This is a genomic window from Duganella sp. Dugasp56 (assembly GCF_047304105.1).
In the GTDB taxonomy this organism is placed as follows: domain Bacteria; phylum Pseudomonadota; class Gammaproteobacteria; order Burkholderiales; family Burkholderiaceae_D; genus Rugamonas; species Rugamonas hordei.
Map to the genome: position 1 here is coordinate 150,153 of NZ_JBGLYQ010000010.1, position 26,457 is coordinate 176,609.

Below are 26,457 nucleotides of genomic sequence, written 5' to 3' on the forward strand. Positions count from 1 at the left end.
TCTGCAACACCGGCGCCGGCCGCTTGTGATCGTGTCGGAATTAGGCAATACTTTGTGAAAAATCGCAGCGGAGGGATGTTCTTTTGACCGACTGTAAAGAGCAGCATCGCATGTCCGCGGCACCGCTACGCCTTCATTGGCGCCTGGCCGCATGTGTGGCCGCTTGCGCCTTGCTACCGTTGACCTGCGCGGCCGCCGACGGCGACAACGACCTGTTCGACCTCAGCCTGGACCAGCTGCGCAACGTCAAGGTGCTCACCGCCACCAAGACCGCCACCCCGCTGCACGCCACGCCGGCCGTCGTGACCCTGGTCACGGCCGACGACATCGCCCGCTACGGCTACCAGACGCTGGCCGAAGCGCTGTCCCACGTGGCCGGATTCATCGAAAGCGACGACCGCCTCAATCACAACTTCGGCGTGCGCGGCATCAACGCCGGCGCGCAGTCGGCCAGCCGCGCCATCAAGATCCTGCTGGACGGCCAGCCGATCGCCTTCCGCAGCACACAGCAGCAGCTGATCGGACTGGAGTTCATCCCGATGAACATGGTCGAGCGCATCGAGATCGTGCGCGGGCCGGTGTCGGTGCTGTACGGCGCCGACGCGCTGCTGGGCGCGGTCAACGTCATCACCCGCCGCGACGGCACCGAACAGCGCCTCGCGCTCGGCCATGAATGGTCCGGCGGCGGCCGCGACGCCAGCGTGCTGGCCGCCAGCGGCAGCGCGCAGTTCGGCAACGGCGATACCGCCGCAGCAGCGCCGGCCTGGCTGGCCTGGGGCGTGCAGGCATCGCGGGCCGATCGCAGCGGCCTTGCGCTGCCGCGCATCTCGCCCGACTACAAGCGCTACGGCGCGCTGGGCGGGGCCCCGATCGACGATGCCGCGCCCCGCAGCGCCTACCTGCGCCTGGGCTGGAGCGGCGCGCAGGACGAGCTGCAGGCCAGCGCCTTCTGGCAAAGGCAGGACAGCGACAACGTCTTCGCCAGCCTCAATCCGCTGCTGCATCCGCCCAGCCACGTCGACCTGCAGCAGGGCTTTTTGCGCCTCAACGCCAACCACCGCTTCAACGACGAACACATGTTGCGCGCCGCCGTCAGCTACGGCGAGGGCGAACCGGGCGACGGCGACCGCGTGCAGACCGGCGCCAAGGACTATTACCTGGTGCGCGACTTCGGCTACAAGGCCGTCGACGGCAGCGTTGAATGGCTGTGGCAACCGAGCGCGCAAGCTAGCCTGCTGCTGGGCGCCGACATGCTGCGCGACCGCGAAACGCTGGAATCCTTCCAGCGCCACAGCCTCGTCGACGGCAGCATTTTCCAGCTCAGCCAGCCGTCGAGCAAGACGCTGCGCAACACCGGCCTGTATGCGCAGTGGCAGTTCCCGCTGCTGGCCCAGTGGCAGGCGATCGTCGGCGGTCGCCAGGACCGCCACTCGGTCTACGGCAAGCAGGAATCGCTGCGCGCCGGCGTGGTCGGCACGCTGCCCGGCGATTGGGGCGTGAAGCTCCTCAGCGGCACGGCGTTCCAGGCGCCGTCGGCCGAGCTGCTGTATCGCAGCGCCGTGCAGCCGGGCGACATCAAGGGCAACCCCGACCTGGCGCCGCAGAAGGCGCGCACCATCGAACTGCAACTGAGCACGCCGCCGGCGCCGCACTGGAACGGCGCCCTCACCGTCTACCACACCAAGGTCAGCGACCTGGTGACGCTGGAGCAGGCCTTCTTCAACCTGGTGGCGCGCAACAGCAGCGACAGCAAGGTCAATGGCATCGAGCTGGAACTGCGCTACCAGCAGGACTGGTTCAACGCCTACGCCAACCTGAGCCGCGCCAACACCGACCGCGGCCTCAACCGTTACACGCTGGCGCCGCTGGCACAACGCAGCGAAGGCGAACTGTTCCCCACCAACAGCGCCAACTTCGGCGCCAGCGCCAGCCTGCTGGAGCAAAAGCTCCTGCTCAGCATGGACACGCGCTACGTCGGCGCGCGGCCGGCCGCCACCGCCAACGTGCTGCTGGCAAACCAGGCATATCATTTATCCAGTTACACCGATACCACGCTGAGCGCGCGCTGGAGCCTCAGCCACCGCTCCAGCATCCGCCTGCAGGTGCGCGATTTGTGGAACAGCCGGTACGTCGATCCGGGCGTGGGCGGCATCGACTATCCATCGCTGGGCCGCCGCTATGGAGTGCAATATGAATACCGCTACTAGGTCCGCGCTGGCCGCCGCGCTGGCGATGCTGGTCTCCTGCGGCGGCGGCGGTGGCGGCGGCACCCGCGACGCCACCACGCCGCTGCCGGCCAATCCGGTCAAGGCACTGATCGATCCGGACGCCATCAACATCGGCTCGGTGGGCTGGCGCACCTCGACCCGCGACGCCTTCCTGCTGGCGGCCAAACAGATCAACGACGCCGGCGGCGTGCTGGGCAAGCGGCTGAACGCCATCGCGCTGGTCGCGCGCGACAACGCGGAGGCGCAGGACATGGGCCAGCAGCTGCTGGACGCCGGCGTCATCGCGCTCAACGTCTCGACCTCCACCCGGGTGCTGAACCTGCTGCCGCAGGCGATGGCCAAGGGCGTGCCGATACTCACCGAATCGAGCTCCTCGCCGGCGCTGACCAGCGTGGCCGACAACGACCTGGTCTACCGCATCGGCGTCTCCGACGTCGACGCCACGCCGGTGCTGGCCAGTGTCGCCTGGCAGGCCGGCAAGCGCCGCGCCGTGGTGCTGGTCAACGAGGGCGATGCCTTCGGCGCCGGCCTGGCCAGCCTGTTCTCGCCGGCCTTCCGCCAGATCGGCGGCGAGGTGGTGGCCACGGTCACGATACCCTTCGGCCTGAAAAGCGGCTTCGCCTCCTACCTGCAAAAAGTCTACGACACCAAGCCGGACGTGATCCTGAACGGCATCCTGGCGGCCGACATCTCGGCCAATGTGCTGAACGAGGCGCTGCCGTTCCAGAGCAACGCCATGTGGCTGCTGCCCGGCACGGCGGCCGGCAACCAGACCTTCATCGACAACCTGGCCGATCCCGGCAAGATCCTCGGCGGCGCGCGCGGCGCGGCGGCCACCATCGGCGCCTACGGCAACAGCTCCTACCAGGCCTTCCGCGCCGGCTACATCGCCCAGTACGGCGCCGAGCCGCAGGACTTCACCGCGCCCACCTACGACATCGCGATGGTGATGGCGCTGGCCATCGAACGCGCCGGCCTGGTCAACAACAGCAAGACCCCCACCGGCCTGATGGTGCGCGACAGCCTGCGCTTCGTCATGAACGCGCCGGGCGACAAGGTGAGGCCGGAAAACATCGCCGCGGCATTGACGCAGATCAAAGCCGGCAAGGACGTCGACTACGCCGGCGCCTACGCCGACATCGACTGGGACAGCCACGGCGACATCGTCGGCATGGTGCCGTTCACTGTGTTCCGGCTCGACGCGGCGGCCCGCAGCTGGGACGCCAGCCAGCAGCTGATCATCGCCATTCCCCGGTGAGCGGCATCGCTTGTGCTGAAAAAGTGATCGCTTAGATACTTTTTTAACGGTACCATCGAAGTTCCACACTTTATGGGGAAGGTCATGTCTCTCGCTTACCGCGCCAATGCCGATTTCGCCAAGCTGAATCACCCGATGCGGGTACCGCTGTCGGCGGAAATCCACTCACGCCCCTTCCTGCAGCTGCAAGCGCCGGAAAGCCTGACCCATTTCGCGCTCTATGTGCAACAGGACCAGCCATCCCAAAAAGTCCACCGCAGCACCCAGCACCAGATCCTGCAGCAGCTGTGCATGCACTACGGCGTGGCCGTGCCCAATCCGCAGGCGCGCTATTTCTTCCATGATTTCGGCCGTTTCCGCCTGAAATGGGAGTGCCACACCGAGTTCGCCACCTACACCTTCGTCGAGCGCGGCGATCCGGCCACCGGCTGCGTGGAAGCGTTCGAGCGCATGCCGCTGCAGCACGTGCCGCAGGAGTGGCTGGCCGGCCTGCACGGCAAGATCATCGTCGCCTCGCACGTGCTGCTGTGCAAGGGCGAAGCGGACGACAGCGGCGTGGTGGAAGCCATCCGCGACATGTTCCAGGGTAAATCGCTGGTCGGCAGCAGCGTCGGCAGCGGCGCCGAGGTGTGGACCGACTTCCTGATCCAGCCGGACGGCTTCAGCCGCTTTGTCGTGCGCGACCTCAACCTGCGCGAATTCCAGGCCGGCCGCCTGGTCGGGCGCCTGCTGGAGATCGAAACCTACCGCATGATGGCGCTGCTGGGCCTGCCGCAGGCCGAGGCCACCCAGCCTATGTTGAACGGCATCGAGAACGAACTGGCCGACCTGACCGCCCAGCTGGTACAGGCCGACCAGCCCGACGGCCAGCCCGGCGAGGCGCGCGAGGAGCAGACGCTGCTGCACCGTATCACCAGCCTGGCGGCGCGGCTGGAGAAGCTGTCGGTCAACAACAGCTACCGTTTCGCCGCCTCGCAAGCGTATTTCAGCCTCGTGCAGGCGCGCATCCACGAATTGCGTGAAGTGCGCATCCCCGGCATTCCGACGCTGGCCGAATTCATGGGCCGCCGGCTGGCGCCGGCCATGCATACCTGCACCTCGGTGTCGCAGCGGCAGGAAGGGCTGGCCAAGCGTATCGCCCGCAGCAACGACCTGCTGCGCACCCGCGTCGGCATCGAGCAGGAGCGGCAGAACCGCAAGATCCTGCAATCGCTGGACGCGCGCGCGGCACAGCAGCTGCGCCTGCAACAGGCGGTGGAAGGCTTGTCGGCGGTGGCGATCTCCTACTACACGCTGGGCCTGATCGGCTATGCGGGCAAGGCCATGAAGGCCAGCAACCTGCCCGTCAATCCGGACATCCTGACCGGCATCGCGGTGCCGCTAGTCATAGGCAGCGTGTGGCTGGGCTTGCGCCGGCTGCACAAGGAGCTGACCGGTCCGGGCGGCGCGCTGGCCCGCCACGGCGCCTGACGCACGACGGCGCGCCCGGCGTCAGGGAGCGACGCTGACGTCCAGCTCCTTCTTGCCGGCCCAGCGGCCGCGCAGCGCGCGGGCGGGTTCCGACCAGCTCAGCTGCAGCGTCGCGCTGACCTTCTCGCCGCTGTGCTCGTTCAGCGTCAGCTTGCCGTCACGCTCGGCGCCATCAAGCGCGATGGGCTGGCGGAACTTATCGTAAAAATACGTCCCCTGAATGGAGCCGTCGCTCTCTTTTTTCAGCGTCATCGTGATCGCCATCGGCCCCAGGCTGCCGTGCAGCACCTGGCCGGAATAGCCGCCGCCAGCCGGCACCGCCCCCGTTCCCACCAGCAGCGCCTTGCCATACGGGCTCAGGCGCGGCGACAGCTCGGCATAGGGAATGGCCAGCCTCACGCTGTCGACATCGTCCAGCGCGCGCTCGGCATGGCTGGAGCAGCGCGGCGCACTGACGTTGTAGTTCTGCGTGGCCGCCTCCAGCTGATAGGACTGGAATGCCGCAAGCAAGGCGGCATCGGACTGGCCATCCGGCTGATTTTCCGCGTCGGCGCAATCGCTGTTGAACGCCACACGCTGCTCCAGATCGTCGATATCGTCTTTGGACGCGTTCTTTTTCTTGCGCAGCGCGTCCAACAGTGTTTTCTGCCGCGCCGCCTCGTTGCGATAGCTTGCCAGGCGCTGCTTGTGCATCTGCCGCGCCAGATCGCGCATGCCGGTCACGCTGAACATGTCCTCCGCCTCCATCGACCGCCCGCTGGCCATGTCGAAGCTGTAGTAGGTCTGCGAGCTCTCGCAGTAGGCGGCGCAGAATTCGCTGTCGAAGGCGATGGTCAGGATGCGGCCGTCGTTGCGGCTGATCTTGAAGGATTGGGAGGTGATGCCGTCAAGGGCGATGCCGTCGGCCGCGCCCACAGACTTGCCTGCCTGCTTGGGCGCCAGCACGCCAAAGCGCGAGAGAAACAGCTTGTCGTTGATTTTCGCCGACACCAAGGGATCGCCGGCCTGCACCAGCGGCATGACGATATCGCCTGCGGGCACCGGCTTGCCATCGCCCTGCTTGCCCTGAACCGCCAGACTACGGACAACGGCGGGCGCGGCCGCCTGCGCCAGGCCGGCACAGCACAGCAGCAGCAACAAAGGAGAGAAACGCATGACCGACCCCGCTATGGTGGAAAAACCACAGCATGTCCTGATTGCCTGGCGTGGTCAACCTTTAAGGCGCCGTCAGCTGGCCGGCTGGCTGAACCGTCCGCTGAGGAAGCTGGCGATGCGGTCCTGCGTGGCCTCCAGGTAGGGGATGTTCATGTGGTCGGAATCGGGCACGGTTTCGTCCGCATGCAGCCGGCCCAGTTTCTCGACCAGCAGGTCCGTATGCGAATGGGGCACCACGTCGTCGAAGGCGGCGCGCAGCACATAGGTCGGCGCCTTCAGCTGGTGGGCGTACTTGATCGATTCGAATTTATGCTGCAGCACGTAGTCGATCGGCAGCGCCTTGAACCGGCGCTTGGCGATGGCCAGGATCGAATCGTAAGGCGTGATCAGCACGATGGAATTGGCGTCGCGCTCCATCGCCACCTGCACCGCCACGCCGGAACCGAGGCTGCGGCCGACCACGGCGATGCGCTTCGGGTCGACGTGGTGGCGTTCGCTGAGCCAGTCGAACAGCATGCGGCCGTCCTCGACGAAATGAGTTTCGGCCGGATCGCCGTGCGAATCGCCGTAGCCGCGATAGTTCACCGCCAGCACCGCCATGCCGGGGAACAGCTTGCCCGCGTCGCGCGCCACCCACGACACTTCTTCCGAGCGGCCGCCGAAATATACGACGCCCGGATGCGGCCCCTTGACCGGCGGCGTCATCAGCCAGCCGGACAGCCGCGTGCCGTCCTTGGCGCGCACCACGATGGGCCGCGTGCGGTGGCCGGAGCTGTACGGCTTCAGCACCTCGCGCTTGCTGCCGATGGGATTGAACAGCAGCCGCTTCTGGCTGGCCGCCACCGCCGCCGTGAGTCCGACCCACAGCACACTGACGATGCCGGCTAGACCGGCGACTTTTTTGGAATGATTCATACCCATTACTTTACTCTTGTCCGGCCCTGTCGCGGCGCCGATTTTGACCTTGATGCGTGGTTTAGGCCACACTGCCAGTATAATGTGCGCTCCGTTTTTTCATGCCATGTAGATAATGAAACCTGCCATCGTCCTGTTGCATAGCTCCATGAGTTCCAAAGCCCAATGGGCCGACCTGACCGCGCAACTGGACGCCGGTTTCCGCTGCATCGCCGTCGATCTGCTTGGCTACGGCGCCTCGCCGTTCCCAGCCGACGTCGGCGCCGGCTACACCCACACGCTGGCCCATGAAGTGGACGCCGTCAACGCCGCCATCGCCTCGCGCCTGGAACCGGGCGAAGCCTTCCACCTGATCGGCCATTCCTACGGCGGCGCCTCGGCGCTGCACATGGCGCGCCGCATGCCCGAACGCGTGCTGTCGCTGACGCTGTTCGAGCCGGTGGCGTTCCACCTTCTGGCGGACGAGCATCCGGCGCGCGCGGAGATCGTCTCGGTGGTGGCCTGCATCAACGCCAGCGCATCGGACCGGGACGCCACCCGCATCTTCATCGACTACTGGAACCGCGCCGGCGCCTTCGACGCCGCGCCGCCGGCCGCGCAGGAGAAGATGATCGGCATGATCGCCAAGGTGCGGCTGGACTTCCAGGCGCTGCTGGGCGAGCAGGCCACGCTGGCCGACCTGTCGGCGCTGACCATGCCGTCGCTGGTGATGTCCGGCCTGAACAGCCCCGCCTCCACCCGCCTGCTGGCAGAAGCGCTGGCCGCCGCCCTGCCCGACGCCACCGCACTGCAAACGCGCGGCGGCCACATGGGACCGATCACCCACGGCGCCGTCGTCAACCCGGCCATCGTCAACTTCCTGGCCGGCGCCGAAGTCACCGCCGATTGACAAAGCCGGCTCAGGTGTGACACTGTCTGGGCTTCGCCCTCAGCCGGAGTGTCATGCCATGCGCCGTTCTGCCTTGTTGTCCGCCCTTCTGGTTTCAGCCTGCGCGCAGGCGGCCGACTACAACCTGCCGGCGCGGCCGGACACCGTGGCCTGGGGCTACTACTCCGGCCAGTCCAAGCCGGTGCTGACGGTGCACAGCGGCGACACGGTGCGCATGCAGACCCTGTCCACCTGCGGCACGCCGGAACGCATGATCGCCAACGGCGTCAAGCCGGAAGACATCCCGCCCTACACCGCCGCCATCTACAACGAAGTGAAGGACAAGGGCCCGGGCGGCCACATCCTCACCGGCCCGGTGGCCATCGCCGAAGCGGAACCGGGCGACGTGCTGGAAGTGCAGATACTCAAGGTCGACCTGGACGCCAACTTCGCCTGCAACGGCTTCGCGCTCGGCAAAGGCTTCCTGCCGATGGAGTATCCGTACAGCCGCAGCAAGATCATTCCGCTGGACCGGCAAAAGATGATCGGCCACTTCGCGCCGGGCATCGAGATTCCCCTGAAGCCCTTCTTCGGCAGCATGGGCCTGGCGCCGGCCGGCGGCAAGATCGACAGCGCGCCGCCGTTCGCCCACGCCGGCAACATGGACAACAAGGAGCTGGTGGCCGGCTCCACGCTGTACATCCCGGTCGCAGCCAAGGGCGCGCTGTTCCAGGCCGGCGACGGCCATGCGGCGCAGGGCAACGGCGAGGTCGATATCACCGCGCTGGAGACCTATTTGAGCGGGAGCTTCCGCTTCATCGTGCACAAGGACCGCCACCTGATCTGGCCGCGCGCGGAAACGCCGACCCACTACATCTCGATGGGTTTCAGCCCCGACCTGAAGACCGCCACCGAACACGCGCTGCGCGACATGATCGACTTCCTCGTCACGGAAAAACACTTGAGCCGCGACGACGCCTACATGCTCTCCAGCGTGGCGGTGGACATGGAAATCACCCAACTGGTCGACGGCAACGTCGGCGTGCACGCCATGCTGGCCAAGAAGGTCTTCAAATGATGCGGACCACGCTGGCCATCGCGGCACTGATGCTCTCCACCGCCCACGCCGCGCCGGCGCAGGCGCCGGTCGAGGTCCACGCGCTGTACGCGCCGCAAACGGTGCCGGGCAGCGACGGCACGCGCCGCCTCTACTATGAACTGGACATCGGCAACTACTACGCCGACACCGGCACGCTGAGCCTGACCGAGGTTGCCGTGTATGCCGACGGCGACGCCAAGCCCCTGGCCACCTTCAGCGGCGCCGGCCTGGCAGGCCTGCTGCGTCCCAACAAGGAACTGGAGGCCGACAACAGCCTCGCCATCAAGGGTGGCGCGCATGCGCTGATCCTGATCGCCGCGCCGCTGCCGGACGGCCGCAAGGCGCCTCAGACGCTGCGCCACAAGCTGACCTTCAAGACCGACAAGGGCGTAGTGCAAACGGCGGACGACATTCCGGTCGCCGTCGCCGCCCGGCCCGTGGTCGTGCTGGGCGCGCCGCTGCGCGGCGGCCTGTGGCTGGCCGACGAAGGCCCCGGCCACGCACAATCGCATCACTGGGGCAGCGTGATCGCACAGAACGGCCGCCTCACCATCCCGCAGCGCTATGCCATCGACTTCTTCGGCCTGGACCCGAAAGGCCACGCCGTACAGGTGCCGGTGGAAAAACTGGCGGAGAGCCGCGTCGAAGACTGGACCGGCTGGAACACCGACGTACTGGCCACCGCCGACGGCATCGTGCGCGACGCGCAGGACGGCGTCGCCGACCGCAAGCCCTTGTCGCCGCAGGAGGAGCCGGAAGAACTCAGCGCCCGCACGCTGTACGGCAATTTCGTCGTGCTGGAAGTGGCGCCCGGCATATTCGTGCACTACGCGCATCTGCGCCAGGGCAGCGTGCAGGTCAAGCCGGGGCAGCGCGTCAAGCGCGGCACGGTGATTGGACATCTGGGACTGACCGGCGGCGCCGGCGCGCCGCACCTGCACCTGCACGTTTCGGACAAGCCCACCTTCGCCGATTCGCAAGGCCTGCCCTTCGTGTTCGACAGCTACACGCCCGCCGGCCGCACCACGGAAAGCGACGCGATGAACAACACCTCGACGATACAGCTTGCGCCGCAAGCGCCCCGGCAGCACGGCCGCATGCCGCTGGATGGAGACATCATAGGTTTTTGACCGTGGGCGGCGACAGGTTGGCATTGCTCAGGCACTCCTGTTTCGCCCACGCCTCCCTCAGCTTCTCGCGCGTGTCCAGCAGCGACTGGCGCTGGGCGCTCAAGGCTTCCATCATCTGGTCGATCTCGCCCAGCCGCATGTCGAAGTTCTGCATCAGGCCATCCTGGAGGGCCGCGCCTTCGAGCGCCATCACGGCGCGGATCGCGTCCAGCGTGAAGCCGAGATTCTGGCCAATGTGAATCAGGTGCAGCCGCTCCAGCGCCGCCTCCGTATAGACACGGTAGCCATTCGCTCCCCGCACAGCCTTGGGCAGCAGCCCCTCCTGCTCGTAGAACCGGATCGCCGACGCCGCGATGCCGGAACGCTCCGCCAACTCGCCTATTTTCATATTTCGCTTGACCTTAAAGTGAACTTTAAGCTTAGGATACATCATCTCCTTTTTCAAGCACGGAATCGACATGATGTTCACTCCACTGACACTGCCGAACGGCAGCACCCTTCCCAACCGGCTGGCCAAGGCGGCGATGGAAGAAAACATGGCGGACGCGGGCCAGCTTCCCGGTCCGGCGCTAAACCGTTTATACGAAAGCTGGGCGCAAGGCGGCGTGGGCCTGATCATCACCGGCAACGTGATGATCGATGGCCGCGCGATGACCGGTCCGGGCGGCGTGGTGCTGGAGGCCGGAACGCCGCTGGCGCCGTTCCGGCAGTGGGCACAGGCGGCGCGCCGGCAAGGCGCGCAGGCGTGGATGCAGATTAACCATCCCGGCCGCCAGGTGATGGCCGACATGGGCGGCAACGCGTGGGCGCCGTCGGCGGTGGCGCTGGACATGGGCAAGCACAGTAAGCTGTTTGCGCAGCCGGTCGAGATGAGCACAGCGCAGATCGAGGAAGTCATCGCCCGCTTCGCCGCCACCGCGCACGCCGCCGAGCAGGCAGGCTTCAACGGCGTGCAGATCCACGCCGCGCATGGCTACCTGATTTCGCAATTCCTGTCGCCGTTGACCAATCGCCGCACCGATGACTGGGGCGGCAGCCTGGCCAACCGCGCGCGCCTGCTGCTGGCGGTGGTAAGTGCGGTGCGCTCGCGCGTGTCGGCCGGTTTCAGCGTGTCGGTCAAACTGAACTCGGCGGACTTCCAGCGCGGCGGCTTCTCCGAGGACGACGCGAAGCAAGTGGTCCTGCTGCTGAACGAGCTGCCGGTGGATTTGATCGAGCTGTCCGGCGGCAGCTACGAAAGCCCGGCCATGCAAGGCCGCACCGCAGACGGCCGCACGCTGGCGCGCGAAGCCTACTTCCTGGAATTCGCCAAGGACCTGGCGGCCATCGCCCGCATGCCGGTGATGACCACCGGCGGCATCGCCCGCAAGGCCGTGGCGGAACAGATTCTGGCCAGCGGCGTCGCCGTGGCGGGCATCGCCACCGCGCTGGCCGAAGTGCCGGACCTGCCGCTGCAATGGCGCGACGGCCGCGAGCCGGCAGCATTGCCGCCGGCAGTGGAATGGAAAGACAAAACCATGGCGTCGGTCGCCGCCATGGGCCTGGTCAAGCGCCGGCTGCGCGCCCTGGGTGACGGCGCAAGCAAAAGACGCCGCTACTCGCCGCTGTGGACCGTGATACTCGGCCAGCTGCGCACCGCCAGCCTGACCAGGCGTTATCGCGCATGGCGCGTAACGGCTGCCGGCTGATGGCCGCCGGCTAGTCGCCCACCACGATATCGATGGTGTTCTCCAGCCAGATGCCAAGGTTGGGAGTGCGGGCACGCTGGCCGGCCGGCCCCAGCTCCTCCGGCGGATGGAACTTGGTGCCGATGGGGACGATCGCGTTCAGGAACGAGATGTCACCCAGCGGAAAATCGATGTGAGTGGCCTTGGGCTCAGAGCCCGCGCCGCTCGCTTCCGTCGGTGTGAACATGCGCAGCGCGATGTCGTCGCTGTGGTTGATGAAGGTTAGCGGCAGGTTCTTCGTCGCCAGCTGCGCCCAATACACCTTGTCGTGGAAGCCCTTGAATTCCGGATAGTTCCATGACAGGCCGGATACCGTGTCGTTGTAGGCTTTCTGCCAGACGTCGAATTCCACGCCCTGCGTGCGGTTCTTCCAGACGCGGTAAGGTCCCTTGCCGAGCCAGCGCATGGAGTTCACCTGGGTTTCAGGATAATCGAAGCTGACGCCCAGCGCATCGACAGGCTTGCCGCCTTCCATCTGATAAGCGTAGTTCACGCTCAACGTGCCGGACGCGCTCAGGCGCCACTTCACCTTGCGCAGGTTGCCGGTATATTCGGCCTGCACGACGACGGCGTCGCCGTCACGGTTGGCCTGGATGCCCTTCAGTACGGCCTTGCCGGCGACCAGGCGTGGGCCGTTGGTCAGCGGCGCGACGATGCCGCCCTTCTTCAGCTCCCGCAGATAACCGGTGGATTTATCGATGGCGACGCTCAGTTGGCCGGCCCGCATTACAAAGCCATCCGCCAACTCCGCGACCTCGGCCCCCGCCGACTGTGTCACGGGAGCTTGCGCCGGCAGCATGCGCTGGGCGACCTGCGCGGCGCTGGCGATCATCCACGACCATGTGTAGATCTCCCGCCCCTCGCTGTCGGCCGCCGTGAAGTACAGCACGTCCTGTTGCGCCCAGTCCTTGGGCAAGGCCATGCTGGCGTAACCACGCATGCCGGCCCCCACATCGGGCGCCTTGACGGCGCCCTGCGCCACCACCGTATGTCCGGGTTCGCGGCCGAACTTCGCCAGCTTCCAGCTCAGCTTCAACTGATTCAGGTTACGGAAATCGTAGCGGTTCTCCAGTACGATCTTGCCGTCGAACGTGGGCGGCAGGTATGACAACTCCCCCATCGGCAGATATACCGGCGACCATATCTTCTTGATCGCAAAGAAGCTGCCCTCTTTCTCACGGTACGGCCCGAGTATGCCATCCGGCGCCTGGTTGCCCGCCACGTCGATGGCACCGCCTTTGTCGCCGCGCACGATGCCCTCGTCGACAAACGCCCAGATAAAGCCTCCCGCGCTCAAAGGATTCGCGAGCATCGCGTTCCACCAGTCGTTCAAGCTCGCGCCCGCGCCGCCGTCGTACAGGCCATGCAGGAACTCGGTCGGCATGAACACGTCGCGGCCATGGAACAGGGAGGTCGCGCAGCAGTCGTAGCTTGGATAGTGCGCCGTGTCGATGCCGCCGAAGTTCTCCCACGGATGTATCACCGGCCGCCGCTGCGCATCCCACTTCGGATACAGCGCGTCCAGGTCGCGATTGAAGCCGCCCTCATTGCCGTTGGCCCAAAGGATGACCGAAGGATGATGCTGGTCGCGCTGTACCAGTTCCTTCACCAGCGGCGTGGCGACATCGGTGTCGTAGGATTTCTGCCAGCCGGTCAGTTCGTCGATAACATACAGGCCCAGCTCATCGGCCACGTCGAGGAAATGCGCATCCGGCGGATAGTGCGACATGCGCACCGCGTTCATGTTCATTTCCTTCATCAGCTTCGCGTCCTGGTAGCTCAGGTCCTTGCTGGTGGTACGGCCGGAAGTCGGCCAGATCGAGTGCCGGTTTGAACCTTTAAGGCGCACCTTGCTGCCGTTGACGTACAGGCCGTCGCGCTTGCGCAGTTCGATGGTACGGAAGCCTATGACCTTGCTCACTTCATGCACCACGCGCTTCCCGCTCAGCAGCTGGAAGCGCACCTGATAGCGTTGCGGATACTCGGCCGACCACGGAATGACGTGATCCATATGGCCGTGCAGATGTGCCTGTCCCGCCACAACCTCCGCGTTGATCTCCTTGCCGAGAGCTTTGCCGTCAAGCGTCGTGACGCGGGCGGTGACTTTGCCGTCCGCTTGACCGGCCAGGAACACGTCGGCATCGAAGTCGCCGGTGTGGCGCGCATCCAGACTCACGCGTTCGATATTGTGCTGCGGCTTGGCCTCCAGCCATACCGGCCGGTAGATCCCGCTGAACAGCCAGAAATCGGCGGTACGCTCGGCGCGGTTGACCGACTCGTTGGCGGAGAAGCGATTGACCGTTACCTCCAGCTGGTTCGCCTCGCCGACCTTCAGCAGTTTGGAGACGTCGTAACGAAACTCATAGAATCCGCCCTGATGCACCGGTCCCGCCGGCTGGCCGTTGATCTGGACCAGCGTATCGGTCATCGCAGCGCCGAACACGATGTCGATCTGTTTTCCTTGCCAAGCCGCCGGCACATTGAATTTGTAGCGGTAGATGCCGGTCGTATCGGGCGCCGGATCCTTTTGCCAGTCGCTGTAGTAGCGGTAGGTGCCGTAGCCTTCCATCTCCCAGTTCGACGGCACCGGGATGGTCTTCCATGCACCGCTATTGCGCCCTCCGTTGACGAAGAACTCCCAATCCACGCGGTGGTCCTTGTCTGTGCCGCTCAGGTACTGTACCCGCGTCGGCTCCGCAAAAGCAAAGCTGCCGGCCGCCAGCAACAGGCAGCACAGCGCGCCGCGTATCACAGCGCGCCCCCCAGGCGTTTGCTCTCGCCGACCTTCAGGTTCAGGGGAATGACCTTGTCGCCGTAGCGCACCTTGCCGGCGCCGGATCCGGCGGTGCGGCGTATCGTGGCGGAGGTCAGCTTGCCGCCGGCCCAGGCCAGGTCGACTTCGTAGCCGCCGCGCGCCCGCAGGCCCTTGACCGAGCCGGCCGGCCACGCCGACGGCAGCGCCGGCAGCAGATGCAGTTCGCCGGTCTGCGACTGCAGCAGCATCTCGCAGATGGCGGCGACGGCGCCGAAATTGCCGTCGATCTGGAACGGCGGGTGCGCGTCGAACATGTTCGGGTAGGTGCCGCCGGCGTTGTTGTTCTCGCTGCCCTTGCTGCCCTGCTGCGCCGCGCGCGCGCCCGGCTTGGCCAGCTGGCCGCGCAGCATCTTGTAGGCATGATCGCCATCCAGCAGGCGCGCCCAGTAAGCGGTCTTCCATGCCATCGACCAACCGGTACCTGCGTCGCCGCGCCCTTCAAGCGACTTGCGCGCGGCGGCCGCCAGTTCAGGCGTCTTGACTGGAGAAATCTGGCGGCCCGGGTAAAGACCGAACAGGTGCGAGACGTGGCGATGCGTATCGCCCGGAGTATCCAGTACCGGATCCTTCTTCTCGTCCATCCATTCCAGCAGCTGCCCCCAGCTGCCGACGCGCGGCGCGGCCAGCTTGTCGCGCATGGCTGCGATCTCGTTGCGGAAAGCCTGGTCGTCGCCCAGTGCGTCCGCCGCTTCCACGGTGTTGTTGAACAGGTCCCAGATAATCTCCTGATCATAGGTGACGCCGTCCTCGATCGGACCATGTTCCGGCGACCAGCCCAGCGGCGCCACCAGGCGGCCGTCCGGCAGCTGCTTCAGGTAGTCCTGCCAGAAGTGCACCGCTTCCTTCATCATCGGATAGGCCACGTTGCGCAGGAAGGTCTTGTCCTGCGTGTAGGCATAGTGTTCCCAGAAGTGTTGGGCATACCAGGCATTGCCGGTCTTGTTCCATACATAGCGCATGCCGCCGAAAGGATTCGACTCGGTGCGCACGGTCCAGCCGCGCACCGGCTTGCCGGCGCTGCTGACAAAAGTCTCCTCGCGCTGTACCGCCTTGCCGCTCAGGTCCGTCGGCGCCATCGGCACGGATTCGGGATGCGCGATCGCCTGCGCCGCCGTGTCGGCAACCAGCTTGCGGTACACCGGCGACACGCCCTGCACAAACGAGAAGAACGGCAACGCGTTCCCCGACAGGTTGGCCGGTTCCGCCGGCCAGTAGTTCATCTGGATGTTGATGTTGGTGTGGTAGTCCGAACTCCATGGCGGCGTCAGGCTGTTGTTCCACAATCCCTGCAGGTTGGCCGGCAGCGTATCGCGCGAGCTGGAGATCAGCAGGTAGCGGCCGAACTGGAAGAACTGCGCTTCCAGGCCGGGATCGTTGCCCTCCGCCGTGTAGGTCTCGATGCGCTGGTCTGTCGTCAGCGCCGCGCGTGCAGGTGTAGCGGCGCCGAAGTCCACGTTCATGCGGTTGAACTGCGCGCGGAAGTCCTTCTGGTGCTCCGCCAGCAGCGTCGCCCACGGACGCGCCGCCGCGCTGACTTGCGCAGTCACGCGCGGCAGCGGAGGTTCGCCCTGGAACTTCTTCGCTGCATCCAGCACGTAGCTGGTGCCCGCGCCGATGATCAGCGTAACGGCGTCGCAGTCCTTGAAGGTGATCTTGTTCCCGTCCAGCGCAATGGCGCCGCCTTCGTTCAACACTTGCACCTGGCTGGCATAGTTCATCGCATTGGGCAGCGAGCCGGTAGCGACGATGCGGTTGCCCAGCGCGTCGATCTTCGCGTCGTGCATGTCGGTCAGCTCTATCGATCCGGTGTACTGCCCGCGCTTGCTGGCGGTCAGGCGCATCGCGATCACCTGCGCCGGGTAGCTGGCGAAGGCTTCGCGCTTGAACTTAACGCCGCCATGCGTGTAGCTGACGCTGTGCAGGCTCTGGCCTATGTCCAGCCGGCGCGCGTAATCGGTGGTGGCCTGCTCGTGGCCCGGCAGATTGATGTAGACGTCGCCGAACGCCTGGTACGCGCCCAGCGCCTTGTCGTCGCCGGTCCACAGCGTGATGTCGTTGAACTGGATGCGCTCGCGCGCCAACTGCCCAAAGATCATCGCGCCTATGCGGCCATTGCCGATGGGGAGCGCCTCCCGCTCCCATCCCTGCGCGGTGTCCGGGGCCGGCTTGTTGTAGCGTAGCGTCAGGTCTGCGGCCGAAGCGGTAACGGCCACCAGCGTCAAGGCGACTAGGAAGGCGGCCACATAGACCGCGGCGCGCAGGAGTCGGTTCATTTGGGCGTTATCTGGATCAGTACGACGTCGTTCACCCGCATGGCCACCTTCAGGCTGGCGGTACCGGATTTGAGGACGCGCAGGTTGCGCAGTTCCGCGCGGTCCGTGGTCTTCGCCTGCAACTGCTGCAGCTGCGCGGCGTTCAGCGTCTTCGGCGATCCCATTTCCAGGTAGGCGGTATGCGCATCGTTGGCCTTGAAGCCGGTGCGCTGGATGCTGACCGCGTAGGCGCCGGGTTTGAAGCCTTTCAGCTCAAGGCTCAGCGCCTTGCCCGGGGTGGTCGGGAACACCGTGGTATAGAACGGCCGGTTGCTCTTTTCCTGCTTCGGCGTCTGGAAATCCCAGGCCAGCACCTGCACGCCGCGGCCGTCGCGCGCGACGTAGCTTTGCGCATCCGATGTTTTCAGCTCGGTATCGCCCAGCTGGTTCAGGTACTTGTACGCGAACCAGCTGGGCTTGCGCACGCCCTGCGGATTCATCAGGCCAAAGCCGCCTTCGAAGGGCGCGGTCGGCGGACCTGGTTCCTCGAACAAGTCGCTGTAGGTCCAGTAGCTCATGCCTTGCGCAAGCCCTTCGGTGGCTTTGAGCTTGCTCAGGATATAAGGCGCGCTGACATAGGAATCGTGCACCGGATCGCGCGGTGTGTAGCTGGTGCTCCACTCGGTGAAGTACAGCGGCAGGCCGGCCCTGCCGGCGTCCGTGATTTGCTGGCGCACATTGCGCACGTCGCCGACGATGGCGTCCGGCGACGGCGACAACTTGGTATCGCTTTGGCCCTTCTCGTCAAGGAAACCGCCATCGACGCCATAGGTATGCGTGGTGATGAAATCGACCGGCGCACCGGAAGCCTTGGTATGCGCCAGGAACTCCGGCACCCAGGCCGCGCCGGCGGTCGACGGGCCACCGACCTTCAGTTCCGGATCGAAGCTCTTGATGGTGCGCGCGGTCAGGTCGTACAGGCCGAAGTAAGCCTGCTGGTCCGCCTTTTCCCAGAAGCCGTCGAGGTTAGGCTCGTTCCATACTTCGAAGTACCAGGAACGCACTTCTTCCCTGCCGTAGCGCTGCTCGATGTGGCGCACGAAGGCGTCCACCAGCGCCGCCCATTTCTGCGGATCGGGGTGGGAGGTGTTGCCCTTCCAGTAGAAGATGCTCAGGTCCGAGCTGCGCATGGCCAGCGGCGTGAAGCCCAGCTCCACAAAGGGCTTGATGCCGATCTTCAGCAGGCGGTCGTACAGATAGTCCAGCTTCGACCAGTCGTACACGCCCTTGCCGTCGACTTCCTTGTACGTCCCCAGCACGTCGTGAAAAATGGCGTGGAAGCGGATGTAGCGGAATCCCAGTTCATCCCTGGCGATCTTGAGCTGGGCCAGGCTGTCGTCGCGTATCAACGTGCCCGGATAGTCGGAGCCGACCGACAGATCGGCGAAGCGGTCGCGCGGCGCCGAAGCGCCGCCCAGATCGACGGGGATGCGGCGGACATCGGCGGCGGCGGCCGCCGATGTTCCCAACGCCAGCAGCAAAGGTAGTACGGTTTTCAGTTTCATGCTCAACGCTTTACGGTAATGGCCTTGCCTTCGTAGCTGACGACCTTGTCGGCCGCGTCGAAGTCATCCGAACTCGATACGCCGGCCTTGATGAAGCGCACCTTGAACTGGCGCTTGGCCACCATGCCCTTGTACTGGCCGGCGCGCTCGCCGATGGTGACGGCGCCGGTCTTGTCGTTGTAGCTCAACGGGATGCGGCTGAACTCACCGCGCTGGTAGGCGTTCGTCACGCCGTCATCCTCGTACAGGCTGAATTTTCCGTCGGCGCCAGTGTAGATATTGAGCGTGAGCGGCGCGTCCGGCTTCTCGTCCACGTACTGCGTCACGGGGCCCATCGGCAGGATCGCGCCGGCCTTCACCAGCAGCGGCATGCGGATCTCCGGCGCGTTGATCGACGCCGTGGTGCCGCCCTTGTACAGCTGGCCGGTGTAGAAGTCATACCAGTTCGCGCCCTTCGGCATGTACACGCTGCGCTCGCGCGCGCCGTAGACATACACCGGAGCGACCATCATGTTGTGGCCGAACAGGTACTGGTCCTTGATGTCCTTGACCGCCTCGTCCTGCGGGAAGTCCATCACCAGGCCGCGCATGATGGCGCCGGATTCGTAATGGATATCCGCCGCGGCCGAATAAATATAAGGCATCAGGCGATAGCGCAGCTTGTCGTACCAGACCATCGAATCGCGCATCGGCGAACCGGCCGGCGAGATTTCGTGGATCTCGCGCTTGACCACCTCGCCGTGCGAACGGAACAGCGGCGAGAACGCGCCGAACTGGAACCAACGCAGATTCAGCTCGCGCCATTCCTTCATGTCCTCCTCGCTGCCCTTGGCGGCGCCGGTGTCGCGGTTCTCCTGCGCCGAGCCGACATCGCCGAACTGGTAGCGGGTTTCCTGCGCATAGCCGCCGATATCGTGCGTCCAGTTCGGGATGCCCGACATCGAGATGCTGACGCCAGCCGATATCTGGTCGTACAGGTTGTTCCAGCGGCTGGCCGTATCGCCGCTCCACACTGCGGCCGCGTTGCGCTGGATGCCGGCGAAGCCCGAACGCGACAGGATGAACTGGCGCGTGTCCGGCTGATCCTTCTTCAGTCCCTGATAGAAGCCCTCCGTATGCACCAGGCTATACGGATTGAAGGTGATCTCGCCGCCGCCATACACGGTCGGTCCGACCAGTTTCTTGAAGTCGGCAGGACGGGTGTTGGACAGCACGTCCGGTTCGGTGTTGTCCATCCACCAGGCGTCGAAGCCCAGGTCCACCAGTTTCGGCTTCATCTGGCGATAGTAGATATCGCGCGCTTCCTTGGTGTACGGATCGTAGTGGCTGTTCTTGTAGCCGGGGCCTACCCAGTCGAGGGCGCCGTCTTCGACGTTCTTGGTCCACATGTGGCCCTTGGCCGCAAGTTCCTTGTAGTTGGCGGTGTTCGAGTAGAACTTGCCCCAGATCGAAATCATGATGCGGGCGTTGGCCTTGTGGACTTCATCCACCATCGCTTTCGGATTCGGGAAACGGACCGGGTCGAAATCGTGCGAGCCCCACTGGTCCTGCGGCCAGTAGAACCAGTCCTGCACCATGTTATCGACCGGCCAGCCCTGCTTGCGGTATTCGCGCAGCACGCCCAGCAGCTGCTCCTGCGTTTCATAGCGCTGGCGCGACTGCCAGAAACCGTAGGCCCACTTCGGCATCATCGGCGCCTGTCCCGTCAGGTGGCGGTAGCCGGCGATGACGTTGTCGATGCTCTCGCCGTTGATGACGTAGTAGTCGATGCCCTGCGCGACTTCCGACGAGAAGGTCAGCGAGTGGCGCTCGGCGTCCGGCAACGGATCGTTATGCGTGATCGCGACCATGCCGCCGGTCGGCTTCCATTCCAGGTGCAGCTTAACCGGCTTGTTGGCCTCGAACTTGACCTCGAAATTGTGGTACCACGGGTTCCAGCCCTGGCGCCACACGTCCATCACCTGCTTGCCGTCCAGGCTCAGCGTCGCATAGTCCGACGAGTACAACTGCATCTTGTGCACGCCCGGCTTGTCGCTGCTCAGCGTCGCATCCCAGACGACCTTCACGCCGGTGGCCTTCTTCGGATCGCCCAGCTCCTTCGGCCAGTTCTCGGCCACGTCCTTCAGGTACTGGTAGGAGATGTCCTTCTCCTGGCGCGTCAGCACCAGTTTGTCGTTGACGTAGTAGCGCGCCGTCAGGCCGCCCGGCTTGCCCTCGTCGTCGACCAGTTTCAGGTCGCGGCTCAGGTAACCGTAAGGCTTGGCGTTGCCGAAGCGCGAGATGGCATTGTTGTCCCACAGGACGCCGTAGTTCTTGTCCGAGACGACGAAAGGCACGGCGATCGCCATGTTGTGCTGCATGAGCAGCACGTCCTCGCCGTTGAGGTTCATCTGATGGTTCTGGTGCTGGCCCAGCCCGTAGTAGGCGTCCTTGGTGCCGTGGTTGAAGCCTTCCTTGATGGCGAGGAAAGGCTTGCCGTCGACGTCGACCGGCGCCATGCTTTCCGAGGCCTGGCTCAGGAAGGCCTTGCCGGCCGCATTGAAGAATTGAACCTGGCCGGTCGCCAGCGACACCGCCACCGAAATCTTCTTCGCCTTCAGCGTGACCTTGTCCTTGCCCGAAGCGGCGACTTTGAAGTTACCGCTAACAGGAGCAGCCACGGTCATCAGCGATGGCGTCAGCGTCTTGCCGGCCTGGTCGAGCTTCACCACGTGGATGATGTTATCGCCCATGACTTCCAGCCGCACCTCTTTGGCGGCACCGCTGTCGGGCTTGACCACCACGCCGGTGGCGGTTTTTTCAAACGTGCCGGCCGACGCGTGGCCGGCCATCATCACCGCCAGGCACGAAGCCGCCGGCACCATCGATTTGAATCGCATTCTTTCTCCTGTTATTTTTAGTACGTACCCATTTTGACTTTGAGAACCACCGGATTGCCGGTCAGGTTCAGGCCATAATCCGTCTGGTCGCCGTTCCAGTTGCGCTCCATGATCCACTTGCCCGACGCATCGAAGTAGCCTTCCTCCACGCGCGCCAGCATCGACGGCTTGCCGTCGGCGCTGCCGAAGCTCACCCGTGCGTGCTGGCCCACGACGATAAATTCATTGTCGCCGATTTGCGCGATCGAGACGCCGCCATTGGGCTGCTCGGTATTGGCCGGCATGTCCTTCACCTTGGCCAGCCATTCCGCATCGCCGAACTGCCACAGGCGGAAACTGACGGTGGCGTCCCAGTTCTTCATCTTGATGGTTTGCGGCTTGCGGTCGTCGCCTTCTGCCACGCCGTGCGTGCGGCCCTCGAACGCCCACTTGGCCCACTGCCGCTCCATCGGCCGGAACGCCGCGTAGATTTTACCGAAAGGCTCGACCATGGTCTTGTCGACGGCCTTGGAGCCGAGCGGGAAGTTGCTGTAGTCGGCGTAGTCGATGCCGAACGGCGAGAAGGCCAGCGAACCGCGGCCCAGCACCAGGTAGGCATAGCGCACGTAATTGGCGGCGTTGCTCATCTCCGGCAGCATCAGCGGATTGTCGGCGCGCTGGAAGCGGTCCAGCGTGGCGGTGAATTTGTCCGACTCGGGTCCGTAGATGTCCGGCGCGGCGATGTCGATATGCGGCGCGGCGGCCTTGTAGATATCGATGACATCGTAGGTCGGGCCGCCGCTGGCGAAGTTGCCCTTCCACGGCATGACCGGCGATTCCAGCGGATCGCGCAACGCGTTGTTGACGTACATCGGCAGGTTGTAGACGGCGCGGCCGGCCTTGGCGATTTCCTCGATATAGCTGGCGATCGAGTAGGCGTGGAAGTATTCGTCGGCGTAGTCGCCGTAGACCTGCTTCCAGGTTCCCGACGCGGCCAGCGTCGGCTTCTTGTGATCGAGCACGGCTTGCGGCACCTTCTGCTCGAACGCCGCCTGCGCCTTCGGCGCGAAATCGCGCACGAAACCGTAGGTGCCGACTTCATTCTCGACCTGCATCATGATCACGGTGCGCTGCGCCGTATCGACCTTCTTGATATGTTCCATCAGCGCGACAAAGGCCTTCTTGTCGGCCTTCATCGTTTCCTCGCTGTTCGGGGACAGGCAGTAGATCGTCTTGCCGTCCTTGTCCACCATGCGCGGGAAGCGCTTGTTATCGAACTTGACCCATTCCGGCGTGTACTGCGGGCCGGTGTTCTTCCAGGTGCCGAACCACAGCAGCACCAGGCGCATCTTGTTCTCGCGCGCCTGGGCCAGCAGGGTGTCGACATAGCTGAAATCGAACTTGCCCTCGACCGGCTCGATCTGTTCCCATGCGACCGGGATTTCGAGGGTGTTGGCGTGCATGTCCTTCAGCGCCGGCCAGACCTTCTTCAGAGCTAGCGGATAATTGCTTGAATTGTGTGCCTGGGCGCCGAACATCACAAACGGCGCGCCATCGACCATCAGGGCGTGGCGGCCGTCCTTCTTCACAATCTGCGGCAAATCGGCGGCCGCCGCACCAGCTGCGGCCATCAAAAAACTCATGGAGGTAACAAGCTGGCGGGCGGTGTGCTTCATCTGGTTAAAGCCTTTCGTGATTTAGAAGTCGTAGCTCAGTTTTGCAACCACGCGACGGCCGGTCTTGAACCATGCGCGGCCCATCATACCGGTATTTTGCTGCATCAACTGCTTGTACATCGCATCGGTCAGGTTCTGCGCTTCCAGGCCCAGTTGCAGCTTGTCGGTGAACTTGTAGAACATCGACGCGTCGAGCTGGCCGTAGGCGTCGGACCAGGTAGGCAGGCCCCATGCGACGTTGGTCTGGCCGTAGGTCGGGCTGGCAGGATTGGTATCCAGGCCGTCAGTACCCTGGGTGCCGTTGACGTTGACCGCCTGCAGCGCCTTCGAACGCCAGTTGTAAGCCAGGCGCGCCGAGATCTTGCCCTGATCGTACAGCAGCGCGAGGTTATACGTCTGGCGCGACAGGTTCTCCAGCGGCAGATCGCCGAAGGTGGTGCCGTTGGTGTCGCAGCCGTTCAGGTTCAGGTTGACGTTGTCCGCGGTGTTCCCGCCGGTGCAGTACTTCTGATACACAGGCTTGTACAGATCGCGCTTGCTGTCGACGAAGGTGAAGTTGGCTTGCACGCCCAGGCCGGACCATGCACCCGGCAGCTTGTCGAAGTACTGCTGGAAGGCCAGCTCGAAGCCGCGGGCATAACCCTTGGCGCCGTTGACCGGGCCGGTGACCGTGAAGTCGTGCAGTTTGCCGGCTGTGTCAGGCAGCTGCACCACGTAGGTCTGGTTGACCACGATGTCTTTCAGCTGCTTGTTGAACAACGCCGCGGTGAACGAACCGGTAGGTGCGAAGTACCACTCCATGGTCGCGTCGAGCTGCTTGGAGGTGGCCGGACGCAGCATCGGGTTGCCGCTGCCGGTACCGGTCAGGCTGACGCTGTTGACGGTGGTGACGCCGGTGGCGGCATTGGTCGAGCTGTTGGCAGTTTCCGACAGCGTGGTGTAACCCTGCAGCTGCGTGAAGTCCGGACGCGACAGCGCCGATGCGGCGGCAAAGCGGAACTGCAGCGTGTCGGTCGCTTTCAGGCGCAGATTCAGGCTAGGCAGGAAGTTGTGGTAGTCGTTCTCGTAATCCTTGACCTGGGCGAATGGCAGGATGTTCGGGACCGGTACGCCGACCTGGTTGCCGCCGTTCGGCGCGGTCGAGGTGAACACCGTGTAGCCGCGCGCGCTCGAATCGGTCTTCACGTAGCGCAGGCCGATATTGCCGTCGATCGGATACTTCAGGTTATCCCAGCCGAAGCGCAACTGGCCATACAGCGCCTTGGTCTTTTCCGACTGGTCGTTGGTGCCGGCGTAGTTATCCGCGCCGAAGGTCGCTTGCTTCCACGGGGCACAGGTGCCGGTAGGATTTTGCTCCTTGCACAGGATGTCGTGGTAGGTGTGCAGCTGCGCGTAGCTGCCCGGGAAGCCTTGGGCCAGCGAGACGTTCGGGAACACCACGGACGGCACGGACACGCCACCGTTGAAGAAGTTATTGAACGAGTGCAGGTTGGTATTGCCGCTGAAGCGCGGGTCGCCCAGCGACGCCAGTTTGCTGATATCCCAGCCGACCTGCCATGGCTGGCTGATGGCCGCCCAGTTGTAGTTCGGGTTGGAGTTCTGCGTCACCGCGTCGCGGTCGGTCAGGCGCACACCAAAGCGGAAGTCGCGCAGCACAGGATTGTCGAAATCGTACTTGGCGTCGGTGCGCCACGCGGTTTCATTGGCCTTGCTCTGGTCCAGGTGTTCCATGGTGAACGCCCAGTAGTAGTTCTTCGGGTCGGCCAGGTAAGCACGGTCGGCATCGGTGAACAGGATCTTCGGCACGTTGCCGCTCAGATCCAGCGTCTCCTTCGGCATCGTGACGCCGGTGGCGACGGTGGAGTCCACGCTGTGGGTGGTGGCCTTGATGTGCTGGACGTCGGTGGTGATGGTCCAGTTGTCATGACGCCAGCGCAGGTTCCACGACAGGTCGGTGGTATCGGACTTGCGGTTCGAGGTGCGGGTGTCGTCGCCGAAATTGATGCCGCCGTCGGTCGGATCGGTCAGGGTACCGGTCTGCAGCACGCCCTTGGAATTGAAGGTGGCGTCAGGCGAGACCTTGATGTTGTAGGGGCTGGACTGGGCAAAGATCGCCTGCTCGTCCCACTGCATTTCGTACTTCGACTTGAAGTAGGTCAGGGAGCTGGACCAGTCGTCCTTCTTCCATTGCAGCGCGCCGTATGCGCCTTCGCGCTTGCGGTTGAATTCCAGCGTACGCCATTGCGCGCCTTTCGGTACGTAGACGGTATTGCCCTTGGCGTCTTTCAGCGGATAGTAAGGCTCGACCTGGAAGGCGTCGGTGCGGGTGCCGCTTTCCGAGTAAGCCAGGTCCAGCAAGGCGCCGATTTCACCGAGCGGGGTTTTCCAGCGGTTCGACACCAGGCCCGAAGCCGATGGCGAGGTCTTGCCCTTCTTCAGTTCCGACCAGGTGCGGTCGGCCGAGACGGAGGCCTTGAAGCCCTTGTAATCGAACGGCATGGCGGTGCGCAGGTTCACCAGGCCGCCGACGGCGCCTTCGACCTGCTCCGCCGATGGGTTCTTGTAGATGTCAACGCCGGCCACCAGTTCCGGCGGCACGTCTCCAAAGTTCAACGCGCGGCCGCCGTTGGCGGAGAACGAATCGCGGCCATTCAATTCGGAGCGCACATAGCTCAGGCCACGGATCGATACGCCCGAACCTTCGACCGAGAAGTGCTCCGGGTCGCCCTTGGCCATCGTGCGGTCGATGGTCACGCCGACGACGCGCTGCAGCACCTCGGTCACCGAACGGTCGGGCAGCTTGCCCATATCTTCGGCGACGATCGAGTCGACGATCTCGTCGGAATTCTGTTTGATCTTCTGTGCCGACTGCAGCGCAGCGCGCTGGCCGGTCACGATCACCGCCACCGGTTCGGTCGTCGGGGCGTCGGTCTTGGCGGGCGCGGTTGCGGTTTGTGCATACACCACCGTGCCGGACATCATTGCCATCACGCCCAGCGCGATCGCGGTTTTATTGAACTGTTTCATCTACACTCTCCAGAGTTATACGAATATTTCATGGCTCGTTGGCCATTTGTTATGGGTGCTAGTTACCTGCTTGTGGTTATTCAGTAGGGAAGCGCAGGGCGAATCTGCCCGCGGGCGCGAAATGGCGCTGGTAGTCGGTCTTCATTGATCTTGTCTCGCTCGTCGTTTTTTTTATCGTGATGGCGGTTCTGGCGGGGCGCCGGGCCATCCGATGCTATGAGACCATTTTGCAAGTTACCCCTCATGGCCGCAATTGCGAAATTCACCAACGCCGAGAATGATAATGGCCAAGCGTAGCGTGCATCCGACAGGGCATGCAGCATAAAGGCGCGGGGGGCCCGGCGGGGGGGCCCGCCGGGGGGGGGGGGGGGGGGGTTGGGGGGGGGGGGTGTTTGGGGGGTGGGGGGTTGGGGT

General features: G+C 64.5%; 16 protein-coding genes. 7 read left to right on the forward strand and 9 right to left on the reverse strand.

Annotation, left to right across the window (positions count from 1 at the left end; genetic code table 11):
* The first annotated feature begins 170 nt into the window (after positions 1–170).
* From ACCD07_RS09410 to ACCD07_RS09420, 3 genes are all read left to right on the forward strand, one after another.
* Positions 171–2,207: a TonB-dependent receptor plug domain-containing protein gene (locus ACCD07_RS09410; RefSeq protein ID WP_413447169.1), complete on the forward strand. Its 2,037-nt coding sequence runs from the start codon at positions 171–173 to the stop codon at positions 2,205–2,207.
* Positions 2,191–3,486 carry an ABC transporter substrate-binding protein gene (locus tag ACCD07_RS09415; RefSeq protein ID WP_413447170.1) on the forward strand — a complete coding sequence of 432 codons (1,296 nt, stop codon included), beginning with the start codon at positions 2,191–2,193 and terminating at the stop codon, positions 3,484–3,486. The genes ACCD07_RS09410 and ACCD07_RS09415 overlap by 17 nt, the downstream gene beginning before the upstream one ends.
* An 84-nt stretch (positions 3,487–3,570) precedes the next feature.
* Positions 3,571–4,956: a DUF3422 family protein gene (locus ACCD07_RS09420; protein ID WP_176655648.1), complete on the forward strand. Its 1,386-nt coding sequence runs from the start codon at positions 3,571–3,573 to the stop codon at positions 4,954–4,956.
* A gap of 21 nt (positions 4,957–4,977) precedes the next feature.
* Here ACCD07_RS09420 and ACCD07_RS09425 read toward each other — a convergent pair whose 3' ends face one another.
* Together ACCD07_RS09425 and ACCD07_RS09430 are read right to left on the reverse strand one after the other, a co-directional pair.
* Positions 4,978–6,111 carry a hypothetical protein gene (locus tag ACCD07_RS09425; RefSeq protein WP_353400377.1) on the reverse strand — a complete coding sequence of 378 codons (1,134 nt, stop codon included), beginning with the start codon at positions 6,109–6,111 and terminating at the stop codon, positions 4,978–4,980.
* 72 nt (positions 6,112–6,183) lie between these two features.
* On the reverse strand, positions 6,184–7,026 hold the full coding sequence (locus ACCD07_RS09430) for an alpha/beta hydrolase (protein ID WP_176655646.1): 843 nt from the start codon (positions 7,024–7,026) through the stop codon (positions 6,184–6,186).
* 115 nt (positions 7,027–7,141) lie between these two features.
* On the opposite strand from ACCD07_RS09430, the gene ACCD07_RS09435 reads away from it, so the two are divergent.
* The 3 genes from ACCD07_RS09435 to ACCD07_RS09445 are packed head-to-tail and all read left to right on the forward strand — an operon-like array spanning position 7,142 to position 10,123.
* Positions 7,142–7,915, forward strand: coding sequence for an alpha/beta fold hydrolase (locus ACCD07_RS09435; RefSeq protein ID WP_353400374.1), 774 nt, complete (start codon positions 7,142–7,144; stop codon positions 7,913–7,915).
* A gap of 58 nt (positions 7,916–7,973) precedes the next feature.
* Positions 7,974–8,972: an acetamidase/formamidase family protein gene (locus tag ACCD07_RS09440; RefSeq protein ID WP_413447171.1), complete on the forward strand. Its 999-nt coding sequence runs from the start codon at positions 7,974–7,976 to the stop codon at positions 8,970–8,972.
* Complete coding sequence (locus ACCD07_RS09445; RefSeq protein ID WP_413447172.1) at positions 8,969–10,123, forward strand: M23 family metallopeptidase; 1,155 nt, start codon at positions 8,969–8,971, stop codon at positions 10,121–10,123. Before ACCD07_RS09440 ends, ACCD07_RS09445 begins: the two co-directional genes overlap by 4 nt.
* Here the strand turns inward: ACCD07_RS09445 and ACCD07_RS09450 are convergent.
* Positions 10,110–10,583, reverse strand: coding sequence for a MerR family transcriptional regulator (locus ACCD07_RS09450; RefSeq protein WP_413447173.1), 474 nt, complete (start codon positions 10,581–10,583; stop codon positions 10,110–10,112). The genes ACCD07_RS09445 and ACCD07_RS09450 overlap by 14 nt on opposite strands.
* On the opposite strand from ACCD07_RS09450, the gene ACCD07_RS09455 reads away from it, so the two are divergent.
* Complete coding sequence (locus ACCD07_RS09455; RefSeq protein ID WP_413447174.1) at positions 10,582–11,811, forward strand: NADH:flavin oxidoreductase/NADH oxidase family protein; 1,230 nt, start codon at positions 10,582–10,584, stop codon at positions 11,809–11,811. The genes ACCD07_RS09450 and ACCD07_RS09455 overlap by 2 nt on opposite strands.
* Positions 11,812–11,821: 10 nt before the next feature.
* Here ACCD07_RS09455 and ACCD07_RS09460 read toward each other — a convergent pair whose 3' ends face one another.
* From ACCD07_RS09460 to ACCD07_RS09485, 6 genes are all read right to left on the reverse strand, one after another.
* Entirely contained in the window at positions 11,822–14,602 is a 2,781-nt protein-coding gene (locus tag ACCD07_RS09460; RefSeq protein WP_413447175.1) for a glycoside hydrolase family 2 TIM barrel-domain containing protein, read from the reverse strand.
* Positions 14,599–16,938 carry a glycosyl hydrolase family 95 catalytic domain-containing protein gene (locus ACCD07_RS09465; protein WP_413447176.1) on the reverse strand — a complete coding sequence of 780 codons (2,340 nt, stop codon included), beginning with the start codon at positions 16,936–16,938 and terminating at the stop codon, positions 14,599–14,601. The genes ACCD07_RS09460 and ACCD07_RS09465 overlap by 4 nt, the downstream gene beginning before the upstream one ends.
* Entirely contained in the window at positions 16,935–18,482 is a 1,548-nt protein-coding gene (locus ACCD07_RS09470; RefSeq protein WP_413447177.1) for a GH39 family glycosyl hydrolase, read from the reverse strand. The genes ACCD07_RS09465 and ACCD07_RS09470 overlap by 4 nt, the downstream gene beginning before the upstream one ends.
* Positions 18,483–18,484: 2 nt before the next feature.
* Positions 18,485–21,361 carry a TIM-barrel domain-containing protein gene (locus ACCD07_RS09475; protein WP_353400360.1) on the reverse strand — a complete coding sequence of 959 codons (2,877 nt, stop codon included), beginning with the start codon at positions 21,359–21,361 and terminating at the stop codon, positions 18,485–18,487.
* Between the two features lie 17 nt (positions 21,362–21,378).
* The gene (locus tag ACCD07_RS09480; protein WP_353400357.1) at positions 21,379–22,971 is read right to left on the reverse strand and encodes a DUF5597 domain-containing protein; all 1,593 of its coding nucleotides are present in this window, start codon (positions 22,969–22,971) and stop codon (positions 21,379–21,381) included.
* A 66-nt stretch (positions 22,972–23,037) separates the two neighbouring features.
* The gene (locus tag ACCD07_RS09485) at positions 23,038–26,043 is read right to left on the reverse strand and encodes a TonB-dependent receptor (protein ID WP_413447178.1); all 3,006 of its coding nucleotides are present in this window, start codon (positions 26,041–26,043) and stop codon (positions 23,038–23,040) included.
* Between the last annotated feature and the right edge of the window lie 414 nt (positions 26,044–26,457).

What these genes read in the sequence shown, in the direction of transcription:
- ACCD07_RS09440 (WP_413447171.1), top strand. Translation starts at nt 7,974, where the DNA reads ATGCGCCGTTCTGCCTTGTTGTCCGCCCTTCTGGTTTCAGCCTGCGCG.
- ACCD07_RS09450 (WP_413447173.1), bottom strand. Translation starts at nt 10,583, where the DNA reads ATGTCGATTCCGTGCTTGAAAAAGGAGATGATGTATCCTAAGCTTAAA.
- ACCD07_RS09415 (WP_413447170.1), top strand. Translation starts at nt 2,191, where the DNA reads ATGAATACCGCTACTAGGTCCGCGCTGGCCGCCGCGCTGGCGATGCTG.
- ACCD07_RS09425 (WP_353400377.1), bottom strand. Translation starts at nt 6,111, where the DNA reads ATGCGTTTCTCTCCTTTGTTGCTGCTGCTGTGCTGTGCCGGCCTGGCG.
- ACCD07_RS09470 (WP_413447177.1), bottom strand. Translation starts at nt 18,482, where the DNA reads ATGAAACTGAAAACCGTACTACCTTTGCTGCTGGCGTTGGGAACATCG.
- ACCD07_RS09420 (WP_176655648.1), top strand. Translation starts at nt 3,571, where the DNA reads ATGTCTCTCGCTTACCGCGCCAATGCCGATTTCGCCAAGCTGAATCAC.
- ACCD07_RS09480 (WP_353400357.1), bottom strand. Translation starts at nt 22,971, where the DNA reads ATGGCCGCAGCTGGTGCGGCGGCCGCCGATTTGCCGCAGATTGTGAAG.
- ACCD07_RS09485 (WP_413447178.1), bottom strand. Translation starts at nt 26,043, where the DNA reads ATGAAACAGTTCAATAAAACCGCGATCGCGCTGGGCGTGATGGCAATG.
- ACCD07_RS09435 (WP_353400374.1), top strand. Translation starts at nt 7,142, where the DNA reads ATGAAACCTGCCATCGTCCTGTTGCATAGCTCCATGAGTTCCAAAGCC.
- ACCD07_RS09445 (WP_413447172.1), top strand. Translation starts at nt 8,969, where the DNA reads ATGATGCGGACCACGCTGGCCATCGCGGCACTGATGCTCTCCACCGCC.
- ACCD07_RS09475 (WP_353400360.1), bottom strand. Translation starts at nt 21,361, where the DNA reads ATGCGATTCAAATCGATGGTGCCGGCGGCTTCGTGCCTGGCGGTGATG.
- ACCD07_RS09430 (WP_176655646.1), bottom strand. Translation starts at nt 7,026, where the DNA reads ATGAATCATTCCAAAAAAGTCGCCGGTCTAGCCGGCATCGTCAGTGTG.
- ACCD07_RS09455 (WP_413447174.1), top strand. Translation starts at nt 10,582, where the DNA reads ATGATGTTCACTCCACTGACACTGCCGAACGGCAGCACCCTTCCCAAC.
- ACCD07_RS09465 (WP_413447176.1), bottom strand. Translation starts at nt 16,938, where the DNA reads ATGAACCGACTCCTGCGCGCCGCGGTCTATGTGGCCGCCTTCCTAGTC.